General features: G+C 48.1%; 24 protein-coding genes. 8 read left to right on the plus strand and 16 right to left on the minus strand.

Annotated elements, in window-relative coordinates; genetic code table 11:
• Positions 1 to 336: 336 nt before the first annotated feature.
• Positions 337 to 897: a D-glycero-beta-D-manno-heptose 1,7-bisphosphate 7-phosphatase gene (gene gmhB / locus LC084_RS13910; protein ID WP_226571809.1), complete on the minus strand. Its 561-nt coding sequence runs from the start codon at positions 895 to 897 to the stop codon at positions 337 to 339.
• A 185-nt stretch (positions 898 to 1,082) separates the two neighbouring features.
• Here gmhB and metN point away from each other — a divergent pair, with 185 nt between their 5' ends.
• The 6 genes from metN to proS all read left to right on the plus strand — a co-directional run bounded on the left by metN (position 1,083) and on the right by proS (position 6,692).
• Entirely contained in the window at positions 1,083 to 2,114 is a 1,032-nt protein-coding gene (metN, locus tag LC084_RS13915) for a methionine ABC transporter ATP-binding protein MetN (RefSeq protein WP_226571810.1), read from the plus strand.
• Entirely contained in the window at positions 2,107 to 2,760 is a 654-nt protein-coding gene (locus tag LC084_RS13920) for a methionine ABC transporter permease MetI (RefSeq protein WP_036105950.1), read from the plus strand. Before metN ends, LC084_RS13920 begins: the two co-directional genes overlap by 8 nt.
• A 40-nt stretch (positions 2,761 to 2,800) precedes the next feature.
• The gene (locus LC084_RS13925) at positions 2,801 to 3,616 is read left to right on the plus strand and encodes a MetQ/NlpA family lipoprotein (protein ID WP_226571811.1); all 816 of its coding nucleotides are present in this window, start codon (positions 2,801 to 2,803) and stop codon (positions 3,614 to 3,616) included.
• A 126-nt stretch (positions 3,617 to 3,742) separates the two neighbouring features.
• Complete coding sequence (rcsF, locus tag LC084_RS13930; protein ID WP_226571812.1) at positions 3,743 to 4,153, plus strand: Rcs stress response system protein RcsF; 411 nt, start codon at positions 3,743 to 3,745, stop codon at positions 4,151 to 4,153.
• Between the two features lie 6 nt (positions 4,154 to 4,159).
• Positions 4,160 to 4,867: a tRNA (N6-threonylcarbamoyladenosine(37)-N6)-methyltransferase TrmO gene (tsaA, locus tag LC084_RS13935; protein ID WP_226571813.1), complete on the plus strand. Its 708-nt coding sequence runs from the start codon at positions 4,160 to 4,162 to the stop codon at positions 4,865 to 4,867.
• A gap of 106 nt (positions 4,868 to 4,973) precedes the next feature.
• Positions 4,974 to 6,692: a proline--tRNA ligase gene (gene proS, locus LC084_RS13940; protein ID WP_226571814.1), complete on the plus strand. Its 1,719-nt coding sequence runs from the start codon at positions 4,974 to 4,976 to the stop codon at positions 6,690 to 6,692.
• Positions 6,693 to 6,768: 76 nt separating this feature from the next.
• Here the strand turns inward: proS and nlpE are convergent, their stop codons facing one another.
• The 3 genes from nlpE to LC084_RS13955 form a co-directional block, all read right to left on the minus strand.
• Complete coding sequence (gene nlpE / locus LC084_RS13945; RefSeq protein WP_226571815.1) at positions 6,769 to 7,467, minus strand: envelope stress response activation lipoprotein NlpE; 699 nt, start codon at positions 7,465 to 7,467, stop codon at positions 6,769 to 6,771.
• 154 nt (positions 7,468 to 7,621) lie between these two features.
• The gene (arfB, locus tag LC084_RS13950; RefSeq protein ID WP_226571816.1) at positions 7,622 to 8,044 is read right to left on the minus strand and encodes an alternative ribosome rescue aminoacyl-tRNA hydrolase ArfB; all 423 of its coding nucleotides are present in this window, start codon (positions 8,042 to 8,044) and stop codon (positions 7,622 to 7,624) included.
• Between the two features lie 7 nt (positions 8,045 to 8,051).
• Positions 8,052 to 8,585: a YaeQ family protein gene (locus tag LC084_RS13955; protein ID WP_226571817.1), complete on the minus strand. Its 534-nt coding sequence runs from the start codon at positions 8,583 to 8,585 to the stop codon at positions 8,052 to 8,054.
• Positions 8,586 to 8,797: 212 nt separating this feature from the next.
• On the opposite strand from LC084_RS13955, the gene LC084_RS13960 reads away from it, so the two are divergent.
• Positions 8,798 to 8,998, plus strand: a complete 201-nt coding sequence (locus LC084_RS13960) for a YaeP family protein (RefSeq protein ID WP_226571818.1) — start codon at positions 8,798 to 8,800, stop codon at positions 8,996 to 8,998.
• The gene (gene rof / locus LC084_RS13965; RefSeq protein WP_226571819.1) at positions 8,985 to 9,245 is read left to right on the plus strand and encodes a Rho-binding antiterminator; all 261 of its coding nucleotides are present in this window, start codon (positions 8,985 to 8,987) and stop codon (positions 9,243 to 9,245) included. Before LC084_RS13960 ends, rof begins: the two co-directional genes overlap by 14 nt.
• Before the next feature lie 28 nt (positions 9,246 to 9,273).
• On the opposite strand, the gene tilS is transcribed toward rof, so the two are convergent.
• The 12 genes from tilS to bamA form a co-directional block, all read right to left on the minus strand.
• Positions 9,274 to 10,584, minus strand: coding sequence for a tRNA lysidine(34) synthetase TilS (gene tilS / locus LC084_RS13970; RefSeq protein WP_226572111.1), 1,311 nt, complete (start codon positions 10,582 to 10,584; stop codon positions 9,274 to 9,276).
• Positions 10,585 to 10,613: 29 nt separating this feature from the next.
• A complete protein-coding gene (locus LC084_RS13975; RefSeq protein ID WP_226572112.1) occupies positions 10,614 to 11,003 on the minus strand; it encodes a VOC family protein in 390 nt (129 codons plus the stop codon).
• Between the two features lie 38 nt (positions 11,004 to 11,041).
• Entirely contained in the window at positions 11,042 to 13,177 is a 2,136-nt protein-coding gene (locus tag LC084_RS13980) for a lysine decarboxylase LdcC (protein WP_226571820.1), read from the minus strand.
• A 266-nt stretch (positions 13,178 to 13,443) separates the two neighbouring features.
• Positions 13,444 to 14,403 (minus strand): acetyl-CoA carboxylase carboxyl transferase subunit alpha, encoded by a 960-nt coding sequence (accA, locus tag LC084_RS13985; RefSeq protein ID WP_036105984.1) that lies wholly within the window; start codon positions 14,401 to 14,403, stop codon positions 13,444 to 13,446.
• Between the two features lie 12 nt (positions 14,404 to 14,415).
• Positions 14,416 to 17,898 (minus strand): DNA polymerase III subunit alpha, encoded by a 3,483-nt coding sequence (dnaE, locus tag LC084_RS13990; RefSeq protein WP_226571821.1) that lies wholly within the window; start codon positions 17,896 to 17,898, stop codon positions 14,416 to 14,418.
• Positions 17,899 to 17,938: 40 nt separating this feature from the next.
• Positions 17,939 to 18,532: a ribonuclease HII gene (rnhB, locus tag LC084_RS13995; RefSeq protein WP_226571822.1), complete on the minus strand. Its 594-nt coding sequence runs from the start codon at positions 18,530 to 18,532 to the stop codon at positions 17,939 to 17,941.
• Positions 18,529 to 19,677, minus strand: coding sequence for a lipid-A-disaccharide synthase (lpxB, locus tag LC084_RS14000; RefSeq protein ID WP_226571823.1), 1,149 nt, complete (start codon positions 19,675 to 19,677; stop codon positions 18,529 to 18,531). Before lpxB ends, rnhB begins: the two co-directional genes overlap by 4 nt.
• On the minus strand, positions 19,678 to 20,466 hold the full coding sequence (gene lpxA, locus LC084_RS14005) for an acyl-ACP--UDP-N-acetylglucosamine O-acyltransferase (RefSeq protein WP_226571824.1): 789 nt from the start codon (positions 20,464 to 20,466) through the stop codon (positions 19,678 to 19,680).
• A 3-nt stretch (positions 20,467 to 20,469) separates the two neighbouring features.
• Entirely contained in the window at positions 20,470 to 20,925 is a 456-nt protein-coding gene (fabZ, locus tag LC084_RS14010) for a 3-hydroxyacyl-ACP dehydratase FabZ (RefSeq protein ID WP_036105996.1), read from the minus strand.
• A gap of 113 nt (positions 20,926 to 21,038) precedes the next feature.
• Complete coding sequence (lpxD, locus tag LC084_RS14015) at positions 21,039 to 22,064, minus strand: UDP-3-O-(3-hydroxymyristoyl)glucosamine N-acyltransferase (protein ID WP_226571825.1); 1,026 nt, start codon at positions 22,062 to 22,064, stop codon at positions 21,039 to 21,041.
• 5 nt (positions 22,065 to 22,069) lie between these two features.
• Entirely contained in the window at positions 22,070 to 22,564 is a 495-nt protein-coding gene (gene skp, locus LC084_RS14020) for a molecular chaperone Skp (protein ID WP_226571826.1), read from the minus strand.
• A gap of 119 nt (positions 22,565 to 22,683) precedes the next feature.
• Entirely contained in the window at positions 22,684 to 25,089 is a 2,406-nt protein-coding gene (gene bamA / locus LC084_RS14025) for an outer membrane protein assembly factor BamA (protein ID WP_226571827.1), read from the minus strand.
• Between the last annotated feature and the right edge of the window lie 13 nt (positions 25,090 to 25,102).

The following is a 25,102-nucleotide window of genomic DNA, read 5'->3' on the forward strand; positions in this document are numbered from 1 at the left end:
ATGAATTAACTGTTAGTCACTCTTTAAGACTTGATAATTTTTAGCGTCTTTCGACGTTAAGATATCAGTGCTTATGAGTGCCCACACAGATTGTCTGATAAATTGTTAAAGAGCAGTGCGACCCGGCATTCTGCCTGCTGTCGCGAGGTGGCGTATATTACGCTTTCCTCTTTCAGAGTCAACCCAATTTTTCAGGATTTTTTCTCTTCATCTTCCCGGCTTACTGCACTCAGTGAAGCGTGCCGCCGTGTCGATGGAGGCGCATTATAGGGAGATGATTTGGGATGGCAAGCAGAAAAAACAAAAAAAAACTCAACCGCTCACCTTTTAGTCAGTTCAGCGCTTTTTTATCAGTTTTGGTAAGTCCGCAAGGCTGTCTGCCACGATATCTGCCATAGCCTGTGCTTCCGGTGTGACAGGTTTGCCTGTACGCACCAGAACCTTCGTCCCGACCCCCGCCGCCTGAGCCGCCTGCATATCTTCTGCTTTATCGCCTACCATATAAGACGCTGCCATATCTATATGTAGATAGTCGCGGGCAGAAATCAGCATACCAGGTTGAGGTTTACGGCAATCACACTGCTGGCGATATTCATCGACAGTCCCTTCCGGGTGATGCGGGCAATAATAGATGCCATCAAGGTCAACACCTCTGTCTGCTAATGACCAGTCCATCCATTCAGTCAGTTGTTCAAACTGCTCTTCGCTGAATATGCCCCGGGCAATACCAGACTGATTAGTTACCAACACAAGGGCAAACCCCATTGTTTTTAACTCACGCAGTGCCTCAATAACACCATCAATGAATTCAAATTTATCAATTTCATGGACATAGCCGTGGTCGACATTAATCGTGCCATCACGATCCAGAAAAATAGCGGGTACAGTTTGGGCCACCTGAAGACTCCTGACGAAATAAAGTGGCGCTATTATCGCACGTTTCCGTCCAGACAACATTTGCCTGATGACTTAGATTGATTTAGACGTCTGGATGCCTTAACATCCATATCCATCGATGCCTGAGGGTGTATCAGGCAGAATAAAATGCCACGGCTTACTTTTATAAGAAAACAATTGCACTAATGATTAAACTTTCTAACATCACCAAAGAGTTCCAACAGGGGAACCGCATAATACAGGCACTGAAAGATGTGTCTCTGCATGTTCCTGCTGGGCAAATTTATGGCGTAATCGGTGCGTCCGGTGCGGGTAAAAGTACCTTAATACGGTGCGTTAACCTGCTCGAACGCCCAACGCAAGGTAGCGTTCTGGTTGATGGCCAGGATTTAACTGCCTTATCTGCCACACAATTAACTAAAGCTCGCCGCCAGATCGGCATGATCTTCCAGCACTTTAACCTGCTCTCCTCCCGTACTGTTTTTGGGAATATTGCATTACCCCTTGAGCTGGATGGCATATCGCGCGATGCAATTAATACACGCGTAACAGAGCTATTGGAGCTTGTTGGACTGAGTGAGAAGAAAGATGTTTACCCCGGCAATTTATCTGGCGGTCAAAAACAGCGAGTTGCTATTGCCAGGGCCCTTGCCAGTAACCCTAAAGTTCTGTTGTGTGATGAAGCAACCAGTGCACTCGATCCGGCAACAACACGGGCTATCCTGGAGCTGTTGAAAGATATCAACCGTCGCCTGGGGCTAACCATTTTGCTCATCACTCATGAAATGGATGTGGTGAAGCGCATTTGCGATTGTGTTGCGGTCATCAGTAATGGCGAACTCATTGAGCAAGACACGGTCAGCGAAGTGTTCTCTCACCCCAAAACGCCTCTGGCACAACAGTTTATCCAATCCACACTGCATTTAGATATTCCTGATGATTATGTGCAGCGGCTGTCCCCCACCAGCAATGGCGATACCGTCCCGCTACTTCGGCTTGAATTCACAGGCCAGTCTGTAGATGCACCACTATTATCGGAAACAGCCCGACGCTTTAATGTGAACAACAACATTATCAGTGCACAGATGGATTATGCCGGTGGAGTTAAGTTCGGCATTATGCTGGCGGAAATGCATGGGGAGAGTGCCGATACCGCTGCCGCCATCGCTTATTTGCAACAACATCATGTGAAAATTGAGGTACTGGGTTATGTCTGAAGCAATGATGTGGTTGATGGTTCGCGGTGTCTGGGAAACCCTCGCGATGACATTTGTCTCTGGCTTTTTTGGCTTTGTGCTTGGGCTACCTGTAGGGGTATTGCTTTATATTACACGTCCAGGACAAATCCTTGAGAACGGGAAACTCTATCGTTCTATTTCTGCACTGGTGAATATTTTTCGCTCCATTCCTTTTATTATTTTATTGGTATGGATGATTCCCTTCACTCGCCTGATTGTTGGAACATCAATCGGGCTTCAGGCTGCCATTGTCCCACTGACTGTAGGGGCTGCACCATTTATTGCCCGTATGGTTGAAAACGCTTTATTGGAAATCCCATCAGGGCTAATTGAAGCTTCACGCGCAATGGGAGCAACGCCGCTGCAAATTATTCGCAAAGTTTTACTCCCTGAAGCACTGGCAGGGCTGGTTAATGCCGCTACTATCACTCTAATAACCCTGGTCGGTTATTCGGCAATGGGTGGTGCTGTGGGTGCGGGCGGCCTTGGGCAGATTGGTTATCAGTACGGCTATATCGGTTATGATGCTACTGTTATGAATACCGTATTGGTATTGCTGGTACTGTTGGTATACCTGATTCAATTCTGTGGCGATCGTATCGTCCGGGCTGTAACTCACAAGTAATTACATAATCAACACGACTGTATATAAGTAAGGAAAGGATATGTCTTTTAAATTCAGAACCTTTGCAGCACTTGGCGCATTAATCGGTTCTTTAGCTCTGGTGGGTTGTGGTCAGGAAGAAAAAGATCCTAACCACATTAAAGTTGGCGTTATCGTCGGGGCTGAACAGCAAGTTGCCGAAGTTGCACAGAAAGTCGCGAAAGAAAAATATGGACTGGATGTCGAACTGGTTACCTTCAACGATTATGTCCTGCCTAATGAAGCGCTAAGCAAAGGCGACATTGACGTGAATGCTTTCCAGCATAAACCCTATCTTGATCAACAAATTAAAGACCGTGGTTATAAACTTGTGCCAGTTGGTAACACCTTTGTTTACCCAATTGCAGGTTATTCCAAGAAAATTAAATCTCTTAGCGAACTGCAAGATGGCGCTCAAATTGCCGTACCGAACGACCCGACTAACCTGGGCCGCTCCTTACTGTTATTGCAAAAAGTGGGTCTGATTAAACTTAAAGATGGTGTTGGCCTGTTGCCGACCGTACTGGATATCACCGAAAACCCGAAAAACCTGAAGATTGTTCAGCTGGAAGCGCCACAATTACCGCGTTCTTTGGATGATGCACAAATTGCACTCGCAGTTATCAATACAACTTATGCCAGCCAGATTGGTTTAACACCGGAAAAAGACGGTATCTTTGTTGAAGATAAAGATTCCCCGTATGTAAACCTGATTGTGGCTCGTGAAGATAATAAAGATGCTGAGAACGTGAAGAATTTCGTCAAAGCATATGAATCTGATGAAGTTGCTGAAGCAGCGAACAAGATTTTTAACGGTGGCGCAGTGAAAGGTTGGTAAAACTTTCCTTAGTAACGCACAAATAATTACAGGACGGGCGCAAGCCCGTCTTGTTATTTGTGCCATAGCTTGCTTCAATAACAGCCGTTTTAACTATTCCGTTTTCACTTTTACCGAGGAATTATTATGCGTGCTTTACCGGTCTGTTTAATTGCGCTTGCGAGTACTCTCAGCGGCTGCTCATTGTTAAATAGATCCCCTGTAGAACCTGTTGAAAGCACCGTAACGCCGCCGAAAACAGAGCATACTCAACCCAAAGTGACCCATACAGCGCCTGTTCAAATATATACAGACGCAACAGCTCTGGTGGGTAAACCTTTTCGTGATTTAGGTGAAGTCTCTGGCGAATCTTGTCAGTCAAGTAACCAGGATTCCCCCCCCAATATCCCCACAGCACGCAAACGCATGCAAATCAATGCATCAAAAATGAAAGCCAACGCGGTTTTGCTGCATAGCTGCGAAGTCACCAGTGGTACGCCCGGGTGCTACCGGCAGGCTGTATGTCAGGGGTCTGCTCTACAGGTTTCTGAGAAATAACGCCCCATGAGCGTTTTTGAGTTTAATCAGATAGGGGTAATCCGTTCCCCCTATAAAGAAAAATTTGCTGTTCCTCGCCAACCAGGTTTGGTTAATGCCATAGGGGGGGAATTGCACCTTCTCCCGCCTTATAATCAGGCAGAAGCAGTTCGCGGCCTGGAGAACTTTAGCCATTTATGGGTGATATTCGTTTTTCACCAAACAATGGAAAACGGTTGGCGTCCCACAGTGCGTCCTCCCCGGCTGGGGGGGAATGCGCGAATGGGGGTGTTCGCCACAAGATCAACCTTCAGGCCAAACCCTGTAGGGCAGTCACTGGTGGCTCTTAAACGTATAGAGTGCCAGGGTCAGAAAGTGATTTTGCACCTCGGTGGGCTGGATCTGGTTGATGGAACCCCCGTTATTGATATCAAACCCTATCTGCCTTTTGCTGAATCCATACCGGATGCCCGTGCCGGTTATGCGCAGACGGAGCCACCGGCTGCTCTTTCCATAACATTTACCCCCCAGGTCAGGGAGCAGTTGCACCACCAGGCATCACACTACCCTGACTTAGAACGGTTTATTGTCGAAGTTTTGTCCCAAGACCCTCGCCCGGCTTACCGAAAAACAGAAACACCAGGTAAAACCTATGCTGTTTTACTGGCAGACTTCAACGTTCGCTGGCGAATAACCGGGCAAGGTGCTGAAGTCTTCGCGCTGGAGCCATGCTAATTTCACTGTTCACCCTTTTGACATCTGTCCCACGCTGGTAAACTAAACCACTTTTTTATATCGGGCATTGTGCCTGAAACCTTTGTTCAACTGGAACCGTAACAACATGCGTACTAGCCAATACATGCTCTCCACTCTTAAGGAGACACCCGCCGACGCCGAAGTCATCAGCCATCAGTTGATGCTCCGAGCTGGTATGATTCGTAAGCTGGCCTCCGGTTTGTACACCTGGTTGCCTACCGGTTTACGCGTTCTGAAAAAAGTCGAAAACATCGTGCGTGAAGAAATGAATAATGCCGGTGCTATCGAAGTGTCTATGCCCGTTGTTCAGCCCGCTGACTTGTGGCAGGAAAGTGGGCGCTGGGAACAATATGGCCCGGAATTACTGCGTTTTGTTGACCGTGGTGAGCGCCCGTTTGTATTAGGCCCAACGCATGAAGAAGTTATTACAGATTTGGTTCGTAACGAGTTGAGTTCCTATAAACAATTACCACTCAATTTTTTCCAGATCCAAACGAAGTTTCGTGATGAAGTTCGCCCTCGCTTTGGTGTTATGCGCTCACGCGAATTTATCATGAAAGATGCGTACTCTTTCCATACCAGCCAGGAATCACTGCAAGAAACTTACGACACCATGTACCAGGCTTACAGCAAGATTTTCTCCCGTATGGGTCTGGATTTCCGTGCTGTTCAGGCTGATACTGGCTCGATTGGCGGCAGTGCTTCCCATGAGTTTCAGGTACTGGCACAAAGCGGTGAAGACGATATTGTCTTCTCTACTGCGTCTGATTTCGCTGCTAACATTGAACTGGCAGAAGCCGTAGCTCCAGCGACAGAACGTGCAGCGCCTTCACTGACAATGAGTACCGTTGATACACCGAATGCCAAAACTATCGCAGAACTGGTAGAGCAGTTTAATCTGCCTGTAGAAAAAACAGTCAAAACACTCTTGGTAAAAGCCGTAGAAGATAGCGAGCATCCTCTTGTTGCTCTGCTGGTTCGTGGTGATCATGAGCTGAACGAAGTTAAAGCAGAAAAATTACCGCTGGTTGCCAGTCCACTGACATTTGCCACGGAAGAAGAAATTCGTGCTGTTGTTAATGCAGGCCCGGGTTCTCTCGGTCCAGTTAACATGCCGGTACCGGTTGTAATTGACCGTACCGTCGCTGCTATGAGTGACTTTGCTGCTGGTGCGAACATTGATGGCAAACACTTCTTCGGTATCAACTGGGAACGTGATATTGCACTGCCTGCTGTTGCAGATATCCGCAATGTTGTTGAAGGTGACCCAAGCCCAGATGGCCAGGGTACTTTGCTTATCAAGCGCGGTATCGAAGTGGGGCATATCTTCCAGTTAGGTACCAAATACTCGGCAGCGTTAAAAGCTACTGTGCAGGGTGAAGATGGCCGTAACCAGACGCTGACAATGGGTTGCTACGGTATTGGCGTAACTCGTGTAGTCGCAGCCGCGATTGAACAGAACAATGATGACCGGGGTATTGTCTGGCCTGAAGCCATCGCGCCTTTCCAGGTTGCTATTCTGCCAATGAACATGCACAAATCTTTCCGGGTTCAGGAAGTGGCTGAGCGCCTGTATAACGAACTTCGCGCTCAAGGTATCGAAGTTCTTCTGGATGACCGTAAAGAACGCCCTGGTGTTATGTTTGCCGATATGGAATTAATTGGAATTCCGCACACCGTTGTTATCGGTGACCGTAATCTGGACAGCGACGATATCGAATACAAATACCGCCGTGAAGGTGAGAAGAAAATGATTAAAGTTGGCGAGGTTCTCAATTACCTCGTTAGCCAAATCAAAGGTTAACACCACATTACTGACTAAAAAGCCCTGTTGGTAAAACACAGGGCTTTTCTTTTATAAACGAAAGTCTGCTTTCTGGTTACTTCTGCTGCGTAGTACAAGTTGTTTCAGCGTTAAAAACACCCTCAGAATCTGCCACCAGCGCAATATGCATTACACCAGTGTCAGGGTTAGGCTCACGCGTAAAATGTGCTTCAAAAACCACCAAGACAGGCTTCATATCAGGATTACGATTTTCCCGGTATCCTCTTTCCAATGCTGCGTTACTGGCAACGGAGAACCGCTTACCTGTTGCGCAATCAGTAAAAATTGCGGCATCTGCCATATATTTATACAACCCACGCATTGTCATCGGGTGCACTGGTAGCGGCTGCTGTGCCGGTTTCAATGTATAGTTCAACGAAGACTGAATGGCATTACCCTGTTTATCCAGCATCACCAGCGTATCGCCCTGAGGATGGAAGTACCATTTTTCACCATCAGTTGCGGTTAATATCAGTTTATTCGCCGTTCTCGCCCAGGTTCCCCAAGATGCCATTGTCGCACCTTCACCGTACCCCTGATATTTTTGTTGCATAACCCATGTACCATCTTTTTCTAAGAACAGGCCGGTTTCAATTCCCCCGCAATCAGCGCAGGGTAAAACCCCCTTGTAACTCTGCTGCATAGGTTTGAACTCTGCAGGTACGACAGAGACTCCCTCCGCTCGGTTATTACAGCCTGAAAGTGCCAGCATGCTACTGAGCACAACAGTTACAGCTATAATAATGTTTCTCAATGTCTCATTCCTTATCCAGTATTTCTTCGGCTTAAGCCAGGCATTAAACTCACCCAAAAAGTGGAACTTATTAGTCTTTTATTATCGTTATACCTTAAAAGCGATGTGGTAACCGCCTGACAATTCTCAATTTGTTTGAAAAAACATTCAGGCCTCACTCAAAAAAACGACGAACCTTACTGCGTAACGTTTTCACAATACTGTGTTTATTCTTATTATCCAGGCGTCGCACAACACTGTTCCGTGTTGGCTTCGTATTTTTTCGGACCTTTTCTTCCTTGGTCAGTTCACGAATCAACTTCACCAGGCGCGAGATTGCGGCATCTTTATTCATATGCTGGCTACGATACGATTGTGATTTAATAACAATAATTCCATCTTCAGTAATTAAATGATGTGTAGCAGACAGTAAGCGCGACTTGTAGTGTTCAGGTAATGAAGATTTTCGAATATCAAAACGTAAATGGATTGCCGTTGATGTTTTATTAACATGTTGCCCACCCGCTCCCTGCGCTCGAATCGCTGTTATCTCCAGCTCTTCGTCTTCTAAAACAACATTATTTGATAGTCTAATCATCCCTGATTCACCATTGAAGAGGTTGTATTTCCAGATTATTGCTGCCGTCAGACAACCAGATAACACCTTCCTGAAGTGTTGCCTGGAGCGACATCGTACGGGATATCAACGCTGTAAGTTGCGCCAGTTGTTGATCATCCAGATACCATACTGTCAAATCAGCATACCCATTGATTACGCCACGCATTTGCTCATACCACACTTGTGCAGCCCGTGAATTATAAGCAAATAAAACCACTTTCTCCGAAAGACTATTGGCTTTCTTAAGGCGCTTCTCTTCTGGGAGTCCTAAATCAACCCAAAGTTCAATTCCGCCGAAGTCATTACGTATCCAGAGCTCTGGCTCATCATCCGCACATAAACCACGCGTAAAATGCAAAGACTCGCTGGCATACATTATCCAGGCGAGCAGGCGAAGCATCATTCTTTCCTGTGTCTCAGACGGGTGCTGAGCCAGAGTAAGGTTTTGCTCGAGGTAAACGTGCCGATCCAGGTCCGCTACATTCACCGTTGCTTTATAAACCGTTGCTTTTAATGCCATAAATCCCCCACAAAAACGCCTGATGCGCATTGTAACGAAAAGCACTAGTTTGCGCAGGTAAACTAATGAATTTGTGCGTGACTTTACATAAGCCCGCGGTAATATCAATTAGATGAGTATGCTATAGTCACCTTGCGAAACAGCATTTATCTTCGTAGGCTTAACTGGCATCCCATGTATAAGTCTGTAGCCAAAAGCTGACTGGAGGGTATGTGGAAAAATATTGTGATTTGATTCGCAAACGTTACTCAGAAATTGCCAGTGGCGACCTGGGCTATGTGCCTGATGCGCTGGGTTGTGTGTTGAAAACGTTGAATAACATTGCCTCAGATGAAACGCTTTCTGATTCTGTCAGGGAACCTGCAGCTTATGCTGCCGCTAACTTACTGGTGAGCGATTATGTCAATGAATGATGCGTACCAACCTATCAATTGCGATGACTATGACAACCTGGAGCTTGCCTGCCAACATCACCTGATGCTGACTGTAGAGTTAAAGACAGGTGATGTAATAAAAGCAAAAGCACAGGATTTGATTTCGCGTAAAAATGTTGAATATCTGGTGCTGGATGATAAGGGAAACAGCCATGAACTGCGTCTTGATAAAATCGCCAGCTTCAGCCACCCAGAGATTGGCACTGTAGTAGTCAGTGATTCATAATTTCACAGGGCAGCAAAGCTGCCCTGTCTTATTCTTGCCGCCAGTCAAAATACCATTTTTGGGATTTGGGCTCCCCCTGCTGAGTGATAAAATAGCCAGCCGCGGCAATAAGTTCTTCATTATAAAACAGCAGCGGAACTCCTCCCCTTTTCCATGGTGGAACCCCTTGCTCCTGCCATATTTTTTTCAGTGTCCGTCCTTTGTCTCTCCCCACAATATGCAATACCCCAGGGGCTGTAAAACGGACAGACACTTTTTCATCTGCAGATGGTGGCCGTACCACCAAACCCTTTCCAGATGTTTCACAACAACAAACCAGCCCAAGCCCTGCTGGTAATTGCAAAGGCTCCAGGGGGAACGCCCATAGCAGGCAAGTATTCCTGGGGACCATTACAGGGTTCACCAAATATAATGCCCCCTGGAAACGCCGTACTTCCCAAGGTGCCAGATGAAGGCAAGGCATAGCATCGTCCCGACTCGCGGCCACTTCATCCCACAGCCGTTTTAATTGCTCCCGAGAAGGCATTTTTGCGCCCAGATATGCCAGCCAGCGCCGTAAAATTGCAGCACGCCGAACTTCGCTCATGGTGTTCAGAGGTGCAATTAGTAATGAACCACCCGGCTGTACCAGTTTTTCAAGCTCTTCAGCAAGCAGTTCATCCAGCAGTTGTTCCTGTTCAGCGCACAACTGCGCACTTCTGGCCACAGCCCGGGGGAAATGGGGCCAGCGCTGTTTCAGTTCAGGTAATATAGCCAGGCGCAAAAAATTCCGGTCATACCTGGTATCGGTGTTACTGTCATCGTCAATCCAGTGGAGCTTCGCAGCCTGCGCATAATGCTCCAGCTCTGTGCGCGAAAGTGATAATAATGGGCGCAGTAGTGCATGGCCGGAAAACTGCATTTCACGCGGCATGGCAGAAAGACCAGCAGGCCCGCTACCGCGCTTTAATGCCAATAAGAAAGTCTCGCTTTGGTCGTCAAGGTGCTGGGCGGTAAGTAACGCTTCATCAGGGGCCAGAACTGTTTCAATCGCCTGATACCGCGCTTCCCGTGCTGAAGCTTCAACCCCTTTGCCATCCGGAGATACAACCACATGGCAGGCGATGAACTCAACATTCCACAACTGACATAATTGCCTGCAATGCGCCAGCCAGGCATCAGCGTGAACGCTTAAGCCATGATGTACATGTACCGCCCGAACAGATAACGCCGGGTTTTCAGCACGCAGTGCAACCAGTTGATGAAGCAACACTGTAGAATCCAGCCCGCCACTGAAACCGACCAGGAAGTGGCGGTGAGATCCAAGGTCAGACAAGGAAAATAAAGGGCCAGGTAACATGGCTGTCATACTGTCATTCGTCACAGTAATTAACTCTGATAAAGTTCGAGGGGTAACCCATCCGGGTCACTGAAAAAAGTGAACTGTTTCCCGGTGAACTCATCGGTTCTCACTGGTTCGCAGGTTACCCCTTTGTTCTGCAGCACACCAACGGCCGCCTGAATATCATCTACAGCAAATGCCAGGTGGCGCAATCCACAAGCTTCTGGCCTTGAGGGACGGGCAGGTGGAAAAGGGAAAGAGAAAAGCTCAATAACATACTGCCCGTTCAAACCGAGATCGGCCTTCCATGAGTCCCGCGCTTCACGGTAAACTTCCGCAAGCAGACTAAAACCCAGAATATCGCAGTAGAATTCCTTACTGACTGCATAGTCAGATGCAATTATCGCAATATGATGGATGTGTTTAATGGCCAGCATAATGTCATTATCCTTTTCTTTTCGCATGAAAATGCTCGTTATTCTTTTAGCACCCGTACCCGGTAGACACCGTCTTCTCCAAGCCTCGCCCCATGAATATCTGTTTCAAATCCCGGGTAATGTTTCCCTATGGAACAGAGCATTAGCAGAAAGTCGAGCACTCCCCTACTTTCGTCAGTAATACGTTCACCGGGCATAACAACAGGGACGCCTGGGGGATAAGGTAGGATCATATTCGCCGAAATTCGACCGGCAAGTTTCTCAATCTCTACAGTTTCTACATTACCGCGTAACTGTTGCTGGTACATTTGATGAGGTGTCAACGCCATTTCGGGCAGGACATCAAACGCATTTAACATCAGGCGGGGTAACTCATGCTGTTGAATGAGACCATGGATCCCTTGAGCCAGTGTTTGGATACGCATATTGCGATAAAAATCAGGTGCCTCTGCATAGAGATCTGGCAGCATGTTACGCACCCGCAAATTCAGGTCATAAGCACGCTTGAATTCCATCAGGCCACGCAACAAACTCATCGCGCGGGTTTTATCAATACCAATACTGAACAGGAACAGCAGATTATACGGCCCGGTTTTTTCCACCACCACGCCGCGTTCATCAAGAAATTTGGCGACCAGTGCAGCAGGGATCCCTTCGCTCGCCATCGTACCCTGTTGATCCATACCAGGAGTGAGGATCGTGACCTTTACAGGATCAAGGTACATATGAGCATGACAGGCATCGTGAAAACCGTGCCAGTTATCCCCAGGTTCTATAGGCCAACAGTCTGCTTCATCGATATCTTCTGGCTGCCAGATATCAAAAAACCACCCATCCGCCTCTTCCCGCAGGCGCTTAATCTCTTTGCGAAAATGCAGAGCCCGTTCAACAGAGCGGTTAATCAACCGCCGACCGGGATTTCCCCGCAACATTGCCGCGGCTGTTTCAATGGAAGCCACCAGTGGGTAACTGGGTGATGTGGAAGTATGCATCATATAGGCTTCGTTAAAGGTTTCCTCGTCATAGTCACCTTTAATGTGAATCAGCGATGCCTGAGAAAGTGCGGCCAGCATTTTGTGTGTGGACTGTGTTTCAAAAAACACCTTCCCCGGCACCCGCTCACCACTCATCCCACTTTTGCCACTGTAAATAGGATGAAACTGGGTATAAGGCACCCAGGCGGAATCAAAATGAATGGACGGGACATCCAGTGTTTGCTTGATCCAATTAGTGTTGTATAGCAAACCATCGTAAGTAGAGTTGGTTATCACAGCATGGACAGGCCAGCTTGCTCCAGGCGTTAACGCTACTTTGTCCTGAATACTCTCATGTAAAAATTGTGATTGTGGAATACCGCCCAAAATTCCCAGAGCATTACGTGTCGGTTTTAGCCAGAGTGGCACGATATCGCTCATCATCAGCAAATGCGTCAGGGATTTATGGCAGTTACGATCAACCAGCACTGTGCTACCAGCAGGTGCCGCATACATGCCGACAATTTTGTTCGAAGTGGATGTCCCGTTTGTGACCATATAACTCTGCTCGGCACCAAAGGTGCGAGCAATATACTCTTCCGCCTCTAGATGCGGACCGGAATGGTCTAATAAAGACCCCAGTTCAGTCACAGAGATGGAGACATCTGCCTTTAAGGTATTCTCACCAAAGAAATCGTAAAACAGACACCCTACCGGGCTTTTTTGATAGGCCGTTCCCCCCATATGACCTGGGGTACAGAATGTGTACTTCCCTTCTTTAACATATGTAAACAAGGCCTTGGTAAAAGGGGGCGTAATGGCATCAAGATATTCATCAGTGTACTGAACAATACGCTGAGCAATATCATGAGCCACCCCGAGTGTGTATTCAAAAAAGCACAGAGCCATACGCATCTCATTGTTACTGACATCTAACGTAGAGTGCGTATTGATGAACGCATATAAAGGCAAATGTTCGTTCAGTTGGTTGATTTCCGGGCACAACTCAAGGCCGTAGTCATCCCAGTCAAACACCACGCCGCAAATTCGCGGATTATGCTCAAGCAATTTCAGTAAATCGGCACTGCTTCCTGGGAAGATAAGTTGAAAGTTCTGCTGGCGCAGGGCATCGGCCAGTTCACGCAATGGGCCTTCTTTATAAAACACACCATGCGTTTCCATGATAGCGATAATATTCACAGTTACCTCTTTACTTATTCCTTTGGGTAAGCATAACCAGGCTGCCAAATTCCTGAAACGAAAAAGGGCCGCTAAGCGGCCCTTTAAGACAGATAACCAGGCCATTAACGCCGTTGTGTTATCATGGTAACACCAAAAAAAAGACAAGGAAAATCAATGCATTGATTTTCGACTTATGACTACAACCGAAGGAAAAACCACGTTTTATCCTTTGGTTGTCAATAACACAAAGGGCCGCTAAGCGGCCCTTTAAGACAAACGGTTAATTATGCGTAACCGTAAGTCATCAGACGCTGATAACGCCGGTCAAGCAACTCATCTTTGCTTAACACATCTAAATCAGCAAGGTCTGCAATCAGTTGTGCTTTCAGTGATTCAGCCATGGTTTCAGGATTGCGATGAGCGCCCCCTAACGGTTCAGCAACCACGCTATCTATTAACTTCAGCTCTTTAAGACGTGGAGCGGTAATCCCCATCGCTTCTGCAGCCAATGGCGCTTTATCAGCGCTTTTCCACAAAATAGAGGCACAACCTTCCGGTGAAATCACAGAATAAGTACTGTACTGCAACATGTTGACTTTATCGCCAACACCAATTGCTAACGCACCACCGGAACCGCCTTCACCAATGACAGTGCAGATAACAGGTACTTTCAGGCGAGACATTTCACGCAGGTTACGGGCAATCGCTTCAGACTGACCACGCTCCTCTGCACCAACACCAGGGTAAGCACCGGGGGTATCAATGAAGGTAATAATTGGCATATTGAAACGTTCAGCCATTTCCATCAGGCGCAATGCTTTGCGATAACCTTCAGGTGCCGGCATACCAAAGTTACGGCGGATCTTCTCTTTGGTTTCACGGCCTTTCTGGTGACCAATGATCATCACCGGGCGGCCATCTAAACGTGCGATACCGCCAACAATAGCTTTGTCGTCAGCATAAGCACGGTCTCCTGCCAGCTCATCAAACTCATCGAACGCCAGGCGAACATAATCCAGAGTATAAGGACGCAGAGGATGACGGGCGAGCTGTGCTATTTGCCAGGCCCCCAAATCAGCGAAGATTTTACGCGTCAGTTCCACGCTTTTTTCGCGCAAACGGTGAACTTCTTCGTCGATATTTATATCCAGTTTTTCATCCTGACGGCCTACGCTGGTCAAGGAATCGATTTTCGCTTCCAGCTCTGCAATAGGCTGTTCAAAATCAAGGAAATTCAGACTCATAATATTCCTGTTTTAGTCAAACTCCAGTTCCACCTGCTCCGAGCCAATAAGGCTGCGCAAATCGTTAAGTAAACGATCACTCGGAGATACACGCCACGTTGCTCCAAAGCGTAACCGCGCACGTGCGTCCGCCCTCTGATAGTAGAGATGTACCGGAATGGTCCCCGAACGGTGGGGTTCCAGTGACTGGCGGAGACGGTTTAATAGCTGGTCATCAATTTGCCTGTCCGTCAGCGAGATAGCAAGCCCACGAGCATATTTTTCCCGGGCTTCGTCAATATCAATGACTTCGCGGGCGGTCATTTTAAGCCCCCCACTGAAGTCATCAAAGCTGACCTGTCCACTGACGATCAAAATACGGTCTTTTTCCAGCAGTTGCTGGTATTTGTCCAAAGCATCGGTAAATAACATCACTTCCAGCCGACCTGAACGGTCATCCAGAGTACAAATACCAATACGATTGCCTCGCTTGGTGACCATAACCCGCGCTGCAAGCACCAAACCGGCAGCAGTAGTAACTTTACCCCGCTCGGTCGGGTGCATATCTTTTAGGCGCATTCCCCCAACATATCTCTCAATTTCTTTTAAATATTGGTTAATGGGATGCCCGGTAAGGTATAGCCCAAGGGTTTCACGCTCGCCATCCAAAACAACCTGTTCAGGCCAGGGTGTTACACTGGCGTAGGATTGCTCTACCTGCTCAGGCTCTTCCGCCAGTACACCAAACATATCGGCCTGACCAATGGCTTCAGCTTTGGCATGCTGGTCTGCGGCCTTAAGGGCATCGGCAAGAGAGTTCATCAGCGCGGCCCGGTGTGGGCCCAGCCGATCGAACGCCCCCGACATAATCAGTTTCTCCAGCACTCGCCGGTTTAACTTCTTAGTATCGGTGCGGGCACACAAGTCGAACAACTCGCGGAAATAGCCCCCTTCATTGCGCGCTTCAATAATGGCTTCAATCGGGCCTTCACCCACACCTTTGATAGCGCCAATGCCATACACAATTTCCCCGTCATTATTCACATGGAAGTGATAAAGACCAGAGTTTATATCTGGTGGCAGAATTTTGAGCCCCATGCGCCAGCATTCATCCACCAGCCCGACAATTTTATCGGTATTGTCCATATCAGCGGTCATCACTGCTGCCATAAACTCAGCAGGATAATGAGCCTTGAGCCAGAGCGTCTGATACGACACCAGTGCATAAGCCGCTGAGTGAGACTTGTTAAACCCATAACCGGCGAATTTCTCCACCAGGTCAAAGATTTTCATTGCCAGTTCGCCGTCAACGCCATTCTTCTTGGCACCGTCTTCGAAGGTACCGCGCTGCTTGGCCATCTCTTCTGGCTTTTTCTTACCCATGGCACGCCGCAGCATATCTGCACCGCCCAGGGTATACCCAGAGAGAACCTGCGCTATCTGCATCACCTGTTCCTGATACAGGATGATGCCATAAGTCGGTTCCAGAACGGGTTTCAGGCTTTCATGCTGCCACTGAACATCAGGATAGGAAATTTCTTCCCTGCCGTGTTTACGGTCAATGAAGTTATCCACCATGCCAGACTGTAATGGCCCGGGCCGGAACAGTGCCACCAGGGCTATCATGTCTTCGAAGCAGTCAGGCTGCAGTCGCTTGATCAGATCTTTCATACCACGGGATTCCAACTGGAATACCGCAGTTGTTTCGGAGCGCTGCAGCATATCGAAACTTTTTTTATCATCAAGCGGAATCGCCGCAATATCTAACGGCGGCTGGCCTTCACGCTCCCGACGGGCGTTGATCATTTCCATCGCCCAGTTGATGATGGTCAGTGTGCGCAAGCCCAGGAAGTCGAACTTCACCAGACCGGCATATTCAACATCGCTTTTATCAAATTGAGTAACCGGGTGGCCACCCAGTTCATCACAATATAATGGTGCAAAATCAGTAATTTTCGTGGGCGAGATAACCACGCCCCCCGCATGCTTCCCGGCATTACGCGTGACGCCTTCCAGCTTACGTGCCATATCAATCAGCGCACGAACCTCTTCATCCGCTTCATAGATTTCTGGTAGCTGGGGTTCTGCCTCGAACGCTTTGGCAAGGGTCATCCCCGGGTCTGGAGGAACCAGTTTCGAAATACGGTCAACAAAGCCATACGGGTGCCCAAGTACACGGCCAACGTCGCGAATAACCGCCTTGGCAGCCATGGTACCGAATGTGATTATCTGGGAAACAGCATCACGCCCGTACATATCCGCTACGTGATCAATAACTCGGTCACGTTTTTCCATGCAGAAATCGACGTCGAAGTCAGGCATAGAAACACGTTCTGGGTTCAGAAAACGTTCAAACAGTAAATCCAGCGCCAACGGGTCGAGGTCAGTAATCTTCAGTGAATATGCTACCAGTGAGCCCGCACCTGAACCACGGCCCGGGCCAACAGGAACACCATTATCTTTAGACCACTGGATAAACTCCATGACTATCAGGAAGTAGCCCGGAAACCCCATTTGGTTGATAACCTTGAGTTCTGTTTCCAGACGTTCATCATAGGGAGGTCGGAGTTTCTGGCGTTCTTCTTCATCCGGGAACAAGAAAGCAAGGCGTTCTTCAAGACCTTCGTGAGATTTTTTAACCAGGAAATCCTCAGTGGACATATCACCGGTTGGGAACTGAGGCAGGAAATATTCGCCAAGGCGCACAGTGACATTGCAGCGCTTCGCAATTTCTACGCTGTTTTCCAACGCTTCCGGAATATCGGCGAACAATTCGCACATTTCGTCTTCACTGCGCATGTACTGCTGCGAAGAATAGAGACGCGGGCGTTTAGGGTCGTCGAGGGTAAAACCATCATGAATGGCGACACGAATCTCATGGGCATCAAAGTCTGACGCTTCCAGGAAACGGACATCATTGGTTGCGACAACAGGCAAACCATGCTGCTCTGCGAGCTTTACCGCTGCATGCAAATAGCTTTCTTCATCGGGGCGACCGGTACGAATCAGCTCAAGATAAAAGCGGTCCGGGAAATGTTTCTCCCAGAAAGCCAGGCTCTGCTCAACCTGCACATCGTTGCCACGCAATATCGCTTTACCCACCTCTCCCATGCGACCGCCAGAGAGAATTATCAGCCCTTCACTCAACTCAACCAACCACTCACGGTCAATCCATGGGCCTGCATCACCATAACCACGCTGGTAAGCATGAGAAATAAGCAATGTCAGGTTTTGATAACCGGTATTGTTGACAGCCAGCACAGTCAGTTGCGTCATTTCATCGCCACTGATCTCACTGGTCATTTGCAGGTCAGCGCCAACAATAGGCTTCATGCCAACGCCATGCGCGCCACCATAAAATTTCACCAGCCCACACAAATTAGTGAAATCCGTAATGGCCATTGCTGGCATGTTGAGTGACGCAGCTTTTTTTACCAAAGGCCCGACTTTCGCCAGACCATCGATCATTGAATAATCACTGTGTATCCGTAAGTGGACAAAACGCGGTTCAGCCATCTCTCTATCCGGTTAATGGTCTCAATGAGCCAGCCGTGTTTCAGGCCAGGCCCAGAGCCCGTTTGACTGGGGCAAAACTACGGCGGTGATGCTCTGTCGCACCCAAGGCCGCCAGTTTTTCAAGGTGATAAGCTGTCGGGTAGCCTTTGTGTTGAGCAAACCCATATTCTGGATATTGTAAATCCAGCTCGACCATTTCTTTATCGCGGGTGACTTTTGCCAAAATGGAAGCAGCACTGATTTCCGCCACCAGACTGTCACCTTTGACAACAGCCATTGAAGGCACTGGCAACACAGGGCAACGGTTGCCATCTATCAATACATATTCAGGTGAAATGCTCAAACCTGCAACAGCTCGCTGCATCGCAAGCATGGTAGCATGAAGAATATTTAGTGAATCTATTTCTGCCGGTTCAGCACGACCAAGACTCCAGGCGAGAGCCTTATCAACAATCTCATCGTACAGTGACAAGCGGCGCTTTTCTGATAATTTTTTCGAATCAGCCAGACCTGATATTGGGCGGTTTGGGTCGAGGATAACAGCAGCGGTAACTACTGCACCAACGAGTGGCCCCCGCCCAACTTCATCAACCCCCGCCACTCTGTGTGTATGCGGGTAGATAAACTCACTCATTGTACTAACTCCAGTACAGCCTGTGCTGCCTGTTCATCCGCATTACACCGGATTTGCTCATGTAACGCCCGGAAGGTGTCATGTAAATGCTGGCTCTCATCACCGCCTTCCAGCATGGGAATTAATGCCTGCGCCAGTTTTTCTGGCTGGCATTCATCCTGCAGTAATTCCGGCACCAGCTCGCGCCCGGCCAACAAATTAGGCAGTGAGACATACTGTGTTTTCACCAGGCGTTTAGCTAACCAAAAAGTAAATGGTTTCATGCGATACCCCACAACCATAGGGCATTTGGCCAACATACACTCAAGAGCAGCCGTACCCGAGGCCAGTAATGCGGCATCACTGGCGACCATGGCTTCACGTGCTTGCCCGTCCAGCAAATGGAGCGGGAGATCAGGAGCAACACGCTGTTTAATTTCTTCAAACTCAGCCCGGCGCTTGGCATTGACTAGCGGCACAACGACTTCAAGGTCCGGCCAACGCTTACGAAGTAACTGGGCTGTAGCAATAAAATCAGCACTCAGCATCGACACTTCGGCATGCCGGCTTCCCGGCAGTAACGCAAGACATCGTGCCTGCGGATCCAACCCCAGCGTTTTGCGCGCGGCCAGTTTATCCGGGTCTAACGGCATTGCATCTGCCATTGTGTGCCCAATAAACCGGCATGGCACCGAATAACGGTCATAAAAGGCTTTTTCAAATGGCAAAAACGCCAGAACGATATCTGTTGCCCGCCCTATTTTGAATACGCGCTTTTGCCGCCACGCCCATACTGAAGGGCTGACATAATGAACGGTGCGAATTCCGCGCTGCTTGAGGCGTTCTTCAAGGGTAAGATTGAAATCTGGCGCATCAATACCCACAAACACATCCGGTTTGAGTTCACTGAAACGCCGGGTCAGCTCAGAGCGAACATGAAGCAGGCGCGGTAAACGCCCCAATACTTCAACAATGCCCATAACCGCCAGTTCTTCCATTTCAAACCAAACTTCGCACCCTTCAGCCTGCATTCGCGGCCCAGCAACACCAACAAAATGAGCATCAGGGATCCGTGCTTTTAAGGCTTTTATCAGGCCAGCACCAAGAATATCGCCGGAGGTTTCTCCGGCGACCAGTGCAATAGTGAGGGGACGAGCGGGTTTCATTTAACGAATTAAACCACGTGTCGAGCGTTCAAAAAATTCGGTGAATAGTGCAACTTCAGGAACTTTAGCAGCCAGTTCAGTAATTTCTGGCTTCACTTCATCCAGTGTTTTTCCACTGCGATACAATAATTTGTATGCATTACGAATAGCCATAATCGCTTCACGGCTAAAACCGCGACGTTTGAGGCCTTCAATATTCACACCAAATGGTGATGCATGGTTACCCTGCGCTATCACATACGGTGGTACGTCCTGTGCAACACCAGAACAACCACCGACCATGACGTGAGCGCCAATAATGCAGAATTGGTGCACTGCCGTCATCCCGCCGATAATCGCGAAATCATCAACGGATACATGCCCGGCAAGTGTTGCATTATTTGCAAGGATACAGCGATTTCCTACAGTGCAATCATGGGCAATATGCGCATTGATCATCAACAGGTTATCGCTGCCCACCTTTGTCAATCCCCCACCCTGCGCTGTTCCGCGGTGAATGGTGACACTCTCACGAATGCGATTACGATCACCAATTTCCACACGCGTTGGTTCACCTGCGTATTTGAGGTCCTGATTCACTTCGCCAATAGAAGCAAACTGATAAATCTCATTGTCACAGCCAATCTTCGTATGACCGTTAACAACTACATGGGATTTCAGAACCGTACCAGAACCAATTTCCACATGGGGGCCGACAATACAAAAGGGACCAATGTTAGCGCCAGCACCAATAACAGCGCCGTCTTCAACAATGGCAGTAGGATGAATAAAGGCGGATTTATCAATCACGTATTATGCCTCCCGGCTCCGTGCACACATCATTGTGGCTTCGCAAACCACTTTGCCGTCAACCAGAGCCACACCTTTAAAGCGGGTCAGTCCACGACGTGTTTTCTCGAAAGTCACTTCCATGACCATTTGGTCTCCAGGCACGACTGGGCGTTTGAAACGCGCTTCATCAATACCTGCAAAATAGTAAAGCTCACCTGGCTCCAGTTTACCAACGCTTTTAAATGCCAAAATACCCGTTGCCTGCGCCATCGCTTCCAGGATCAGTACACCTGGAAAAATCGGTTTACCGGGGAAATGTCCCTGGAAAAACGGCTCATTGACGGAAACGTTCTTCACGGCACGGAGAAAATGGCCTTCTTCAAAATCCAGCACACGATCTACCAGCAAAAAAGGAAAACGATGCGGCAGTAACTCTAAAATCTCTTCAATGTGCAGAGTATGAGTGTCAGTAGTCAAAATACTCTTCCTGTTCAATATACTAAAAAGCAATAATAACACGGCCTGCGGCAACCTAAATAGATCGCTTGCAGGCCGATAATCGGGCAACATCCGTGTCAGCGCGGGTGACGTCAGTCTTGTTTATTAACTTTGCGCTCGATGGCTTTAAGACGTTTTGTCAGGTCATCGATATTCATCACCAACGCAGCTGTTTTGCGCCAGACTTTATTGGGTTGCAAAGGAATACCAGACGAATACACGCCAGGCTCAGTAATAGGACGCATAACCATCCCCATACCTGTTACTGTAACCTTATCGCAAATTTCCATGTGACCATTGATAACGCTGGCACCACCAATCATACAGTAGCGGCCAATTTTCAGGCTACCAGCCATTATCACGCCACCAGCAACAGCAGTATTGTCGCCAATCACAACGTTATGTGCAATCTGGCACTGGTTATCAATAATGACACCCTGCCCAATGACAGTATCGTCAAGTGCACCACGGTCTATAGTGGTACATGCGCCAATCTCAACATTATCGCCAATAATTACCCGTCCAAGCTGGGGAATTTTGATCCAGTTACCGCGTTCATTAGCGTAACCAAAGCCGTCAGACCCAATCACAGTACCAGCCTGGATAAGACAAGACTGGCCAATCTGAATTTCATGGTAAATAGTGACATTGGCCCACAAACGTGTACCTGCACCAATGTGAGTATTTTTCCCCACGAAGCAACCAGCACCAATGACGACGTTATCGCCCAGTTCAACGCCAGACTCAATAACCGCATTTGCGCCGATAGCCACATTTTCGCCTAATTTCGCGGTGGCATCGACAACAGCACTTGGCGCAATATTTTTTGCAGGTTGCGGTGTTGTATCCAGAATTTGAGCCATACGCGCATAAGTCACATAGGGATTTTTAACCACTAATGCGGCACTTTTGGCGTAAGGTAAATCATCCGGTGTCATCACAACAGCTGAAGCCAGGCATTGTGCCAGGTGCTCGCGATAACGTGGATTAACCATAAAGGTTATTTGGCCTTCCCCGGCAGATTGCATCGACGCCACACCGGTGATGACGATATCGCCATCACCGTGTAACTCGGCATCCAATTGCTGGGCTAAATCGGCCAGTCGAATTGAAGGCATGAGACTTATTTAACCTGTTTCAGTACATCTGCAGTGATGTCTTTAACGTCACTGCTGGTATAAGCAACAGTGTTTGCATCCAGCACTACATCGTAACCTTCATCAGCAGCGACTTTTTTCACTGCAGATTCGATACGTGTAACCAGTTTGCCACGTTCTTCATTAGAACGGCGGGCACGATCCTGTTCAAAAGCCTGAGCTTTGCTCTGGAAGGTTTCACGTTTCGCCATAACATCTTTTTCCAGCTTGCTACGCTCGCTGGCTTTCATGGTTGAACCATCACGTTGCAGACGTTGCATTTGGGATTGCAGGCTGTTTTCCATGCTTTGCAATTCACTGGCGCGGCCTTTGAACTCGTTTTCAAGAGATTTAGAAACACCTGAGCTCTGTGCAACTTGCTGGAACAAGTTCCCCATGTTGACTACAGCGATTTTATCTGCTGCCTGAGCAGATGCAGCCATGACCAGACCCAAACCTGCTGCAACTAACCACTTTTTCACAATAAAACTCCTTACCGTCCCAAATATACCCGAAGGTACGCTTTTGCCAGCCAGCAGTCACCCAAAATGAACTGACTGGCTGAACTTTGCACTACGAGGCCATCCAGGGCCCGAAACAATTACCAGGTTTTACCAATGTTAAACTGGAACTGTTCCGCTTTGTCTCCATCGTATTTCTTAAATGGCTGCGCATAAGAAAAGACCAGTGGGCCTAATGGAGACATCCATTGTAAGGACACACCCGCAGACATACGGATATTAGTTGGATCACTATAGTCAGGGATACCTAACGCACGCATTTCTGCTGTATCGTGCCAGTGAGTGTCCCAGACACTACCCGCATCAACAAACAGAGATGTCCGCAGTGAGTTAGCATACTTCTCGCTGACAAATGGGGTTGGCGTGATCAGCTCAAGGCTTGCCACACCCATGGCATTACCACCGACAGCATCATCGGAACTACAAACTGAAGCGGAGCTGCAGTTATCCTGATCCGGGCCGTAGTAAACTGCTTTCGGACCGATGTTGTTAGACTGGAAGCCACGCACAGTGCTTGAACCACCCGCGTAGAAGTTTTCATAGAATGGCATCTCTTTGCCACCCAATCCATCACCATAACCCCAACGAGTACGGCCTAACAGCACCCAAGTGTGGTCGTCGTTAATCGGCAGATAACTTTGCGTATCCAACGTAACTTTGTAGAACTCGTTATCAGAGCCAGGAATGGTCACTTTACCATTCAGGTTAACGCGCGTACCGGAGGTTGGGAAGAAACCACGGTCAAGGCGGTTGTATGTCCAGCCATAGTTAAAGGTGAAATCATCCGCGCTGTAATCGTTATCCGTTGAAGTCATGTCGGCATTCTGGCCAACAGAATCCAGATAACGCCACATCGCCACCTGAGGCTGCATATTTGACAAATCGTTGTGCACATAGCCTAAGCCTGCACGCAACGTATTGTATTCGTTGATAGGGAAGCCAAGCGTGCCGTCCAGACCATAACTTTTGTTGGTATAGTCAGACAGGTCTGCATCATCAGCTTTAAAGTCGTTATAGAAAATACGACCACCGAGGCTAACACCATCTACGGTGAAATACGGGTTGGTGACAGAAAGTTCAGAATAGGTCTGGTAATCGTTTTTGGTACCGTTGATACCCACTGAATAACCGGTACCCAACCAGTTATCCTGCTGAACACCAACCTGGAAGCTGACACCACTCTCTGTACCGTAACCGACACCAAAGTTGAAGCTACCGGTGTTACGTTCTTTAACTTTGTACACCACATCAACTTCGTCCGGGTTACCCGGTACACGTTGTGTATCAGTATCTACCGTTTCAAAATAGCCAAGGCGGTTTAAACGCTCTTTACCTTGTTCTACCAAATCGCTTCCCAGCCACGCACCTTCCATCTGACGCATTTCACGGCGTAAAACAGAATCTTTGGTGATATCGTTGCCTTCGAACCGAATACGACGAACATAGAAACGGTTACCAGCATCTACGTTGATATTCAGTTTAACGGTTTTATTCGCATCATCAATTTCAGGTACAGTCTGCACACGTGGGTATGCATAGCCGTATTTCCCCAATAATTTTTTGATGTTGTCTTCCATCTTCGTCACTTTCGTGCCGTTATAGAGCTCACCCGGTTCAATCTTAGTCAAGTTCTCAATTTCAGCGGAATGACCTGCCAGGTTGCCACGAACGGTTACGCCTGAAAGCTTATATTGATCGCCTTCAGTGATGTTGATGGTGATATAGATGCCTTTTTTGTCTGGAGTGAGGCTGACCTGAGTTGAGTCAATATTGAAACGCGCATAACCATGATCAAGGTAGAAACTGCGCAGCGTTTCCAAGTCACCAGACAGTTTTTGTTTCTGGTATTTTTGGTCAGCAACAACGTTCCACCAAGGCACTTCATCACGTAACTGAAAACGGGAGACCAGGCTATCGGTGCTGTAAGCATGGTTGCCAACAATATTGATCTGTTGGATTTTTGCGGACATCCCTTCCTGGAAAACCAGTTTCAAGTCAACACGGTTACGGGGAAGCGGTGTGACCACAGCTTTAACGCTGGCACTGTATTTACCAACGCTATAGTAGAAATCTTCCAGCCCTTTTTCGATATCAGACAGTGTTGTCCGGTCCAGTGCTTCGCCGACCCGTACACCTGAAGCTTCAAGGTTCTGCTTGAGCATGTCGTCTTTCACTGACTTATTACCAGCAAACGTGATGCTGGCAATCGTCGGGCGTTCTTTGACTTGAACTAACAAAGAATCGCCGTCACGCAGAACACGAACATCTTCAAAGTTACCGGTGGCGAACAGTGAACGGATGGTATTACTGATATCCTCGTCAGTTACGGTGTCCCCTGGACGCACCGGCATACTGAGAAGGGCCGCACCAACGGCGACTCGCTGCAGGCCTTCGAAATGAATATCCTTCACCACGAAACCGTCTGCGCCGTATACGGTAGCGCTGCTAAACAGCAGCGACGCTATGAGCAACTTTTTTATCGCCATCGTTATTATGCGT

Origin of the sequence: Mangrovibacter yixingensis (assembly GCF_020523985.1) — a bacterium.
Lineage (GTDB): Bacteria > Pseudomonadota > Gammaproteobacteria > Enterobacterales > Enterobacteriaceae > Mangrovibacter > Mangrovibacter yixingensis.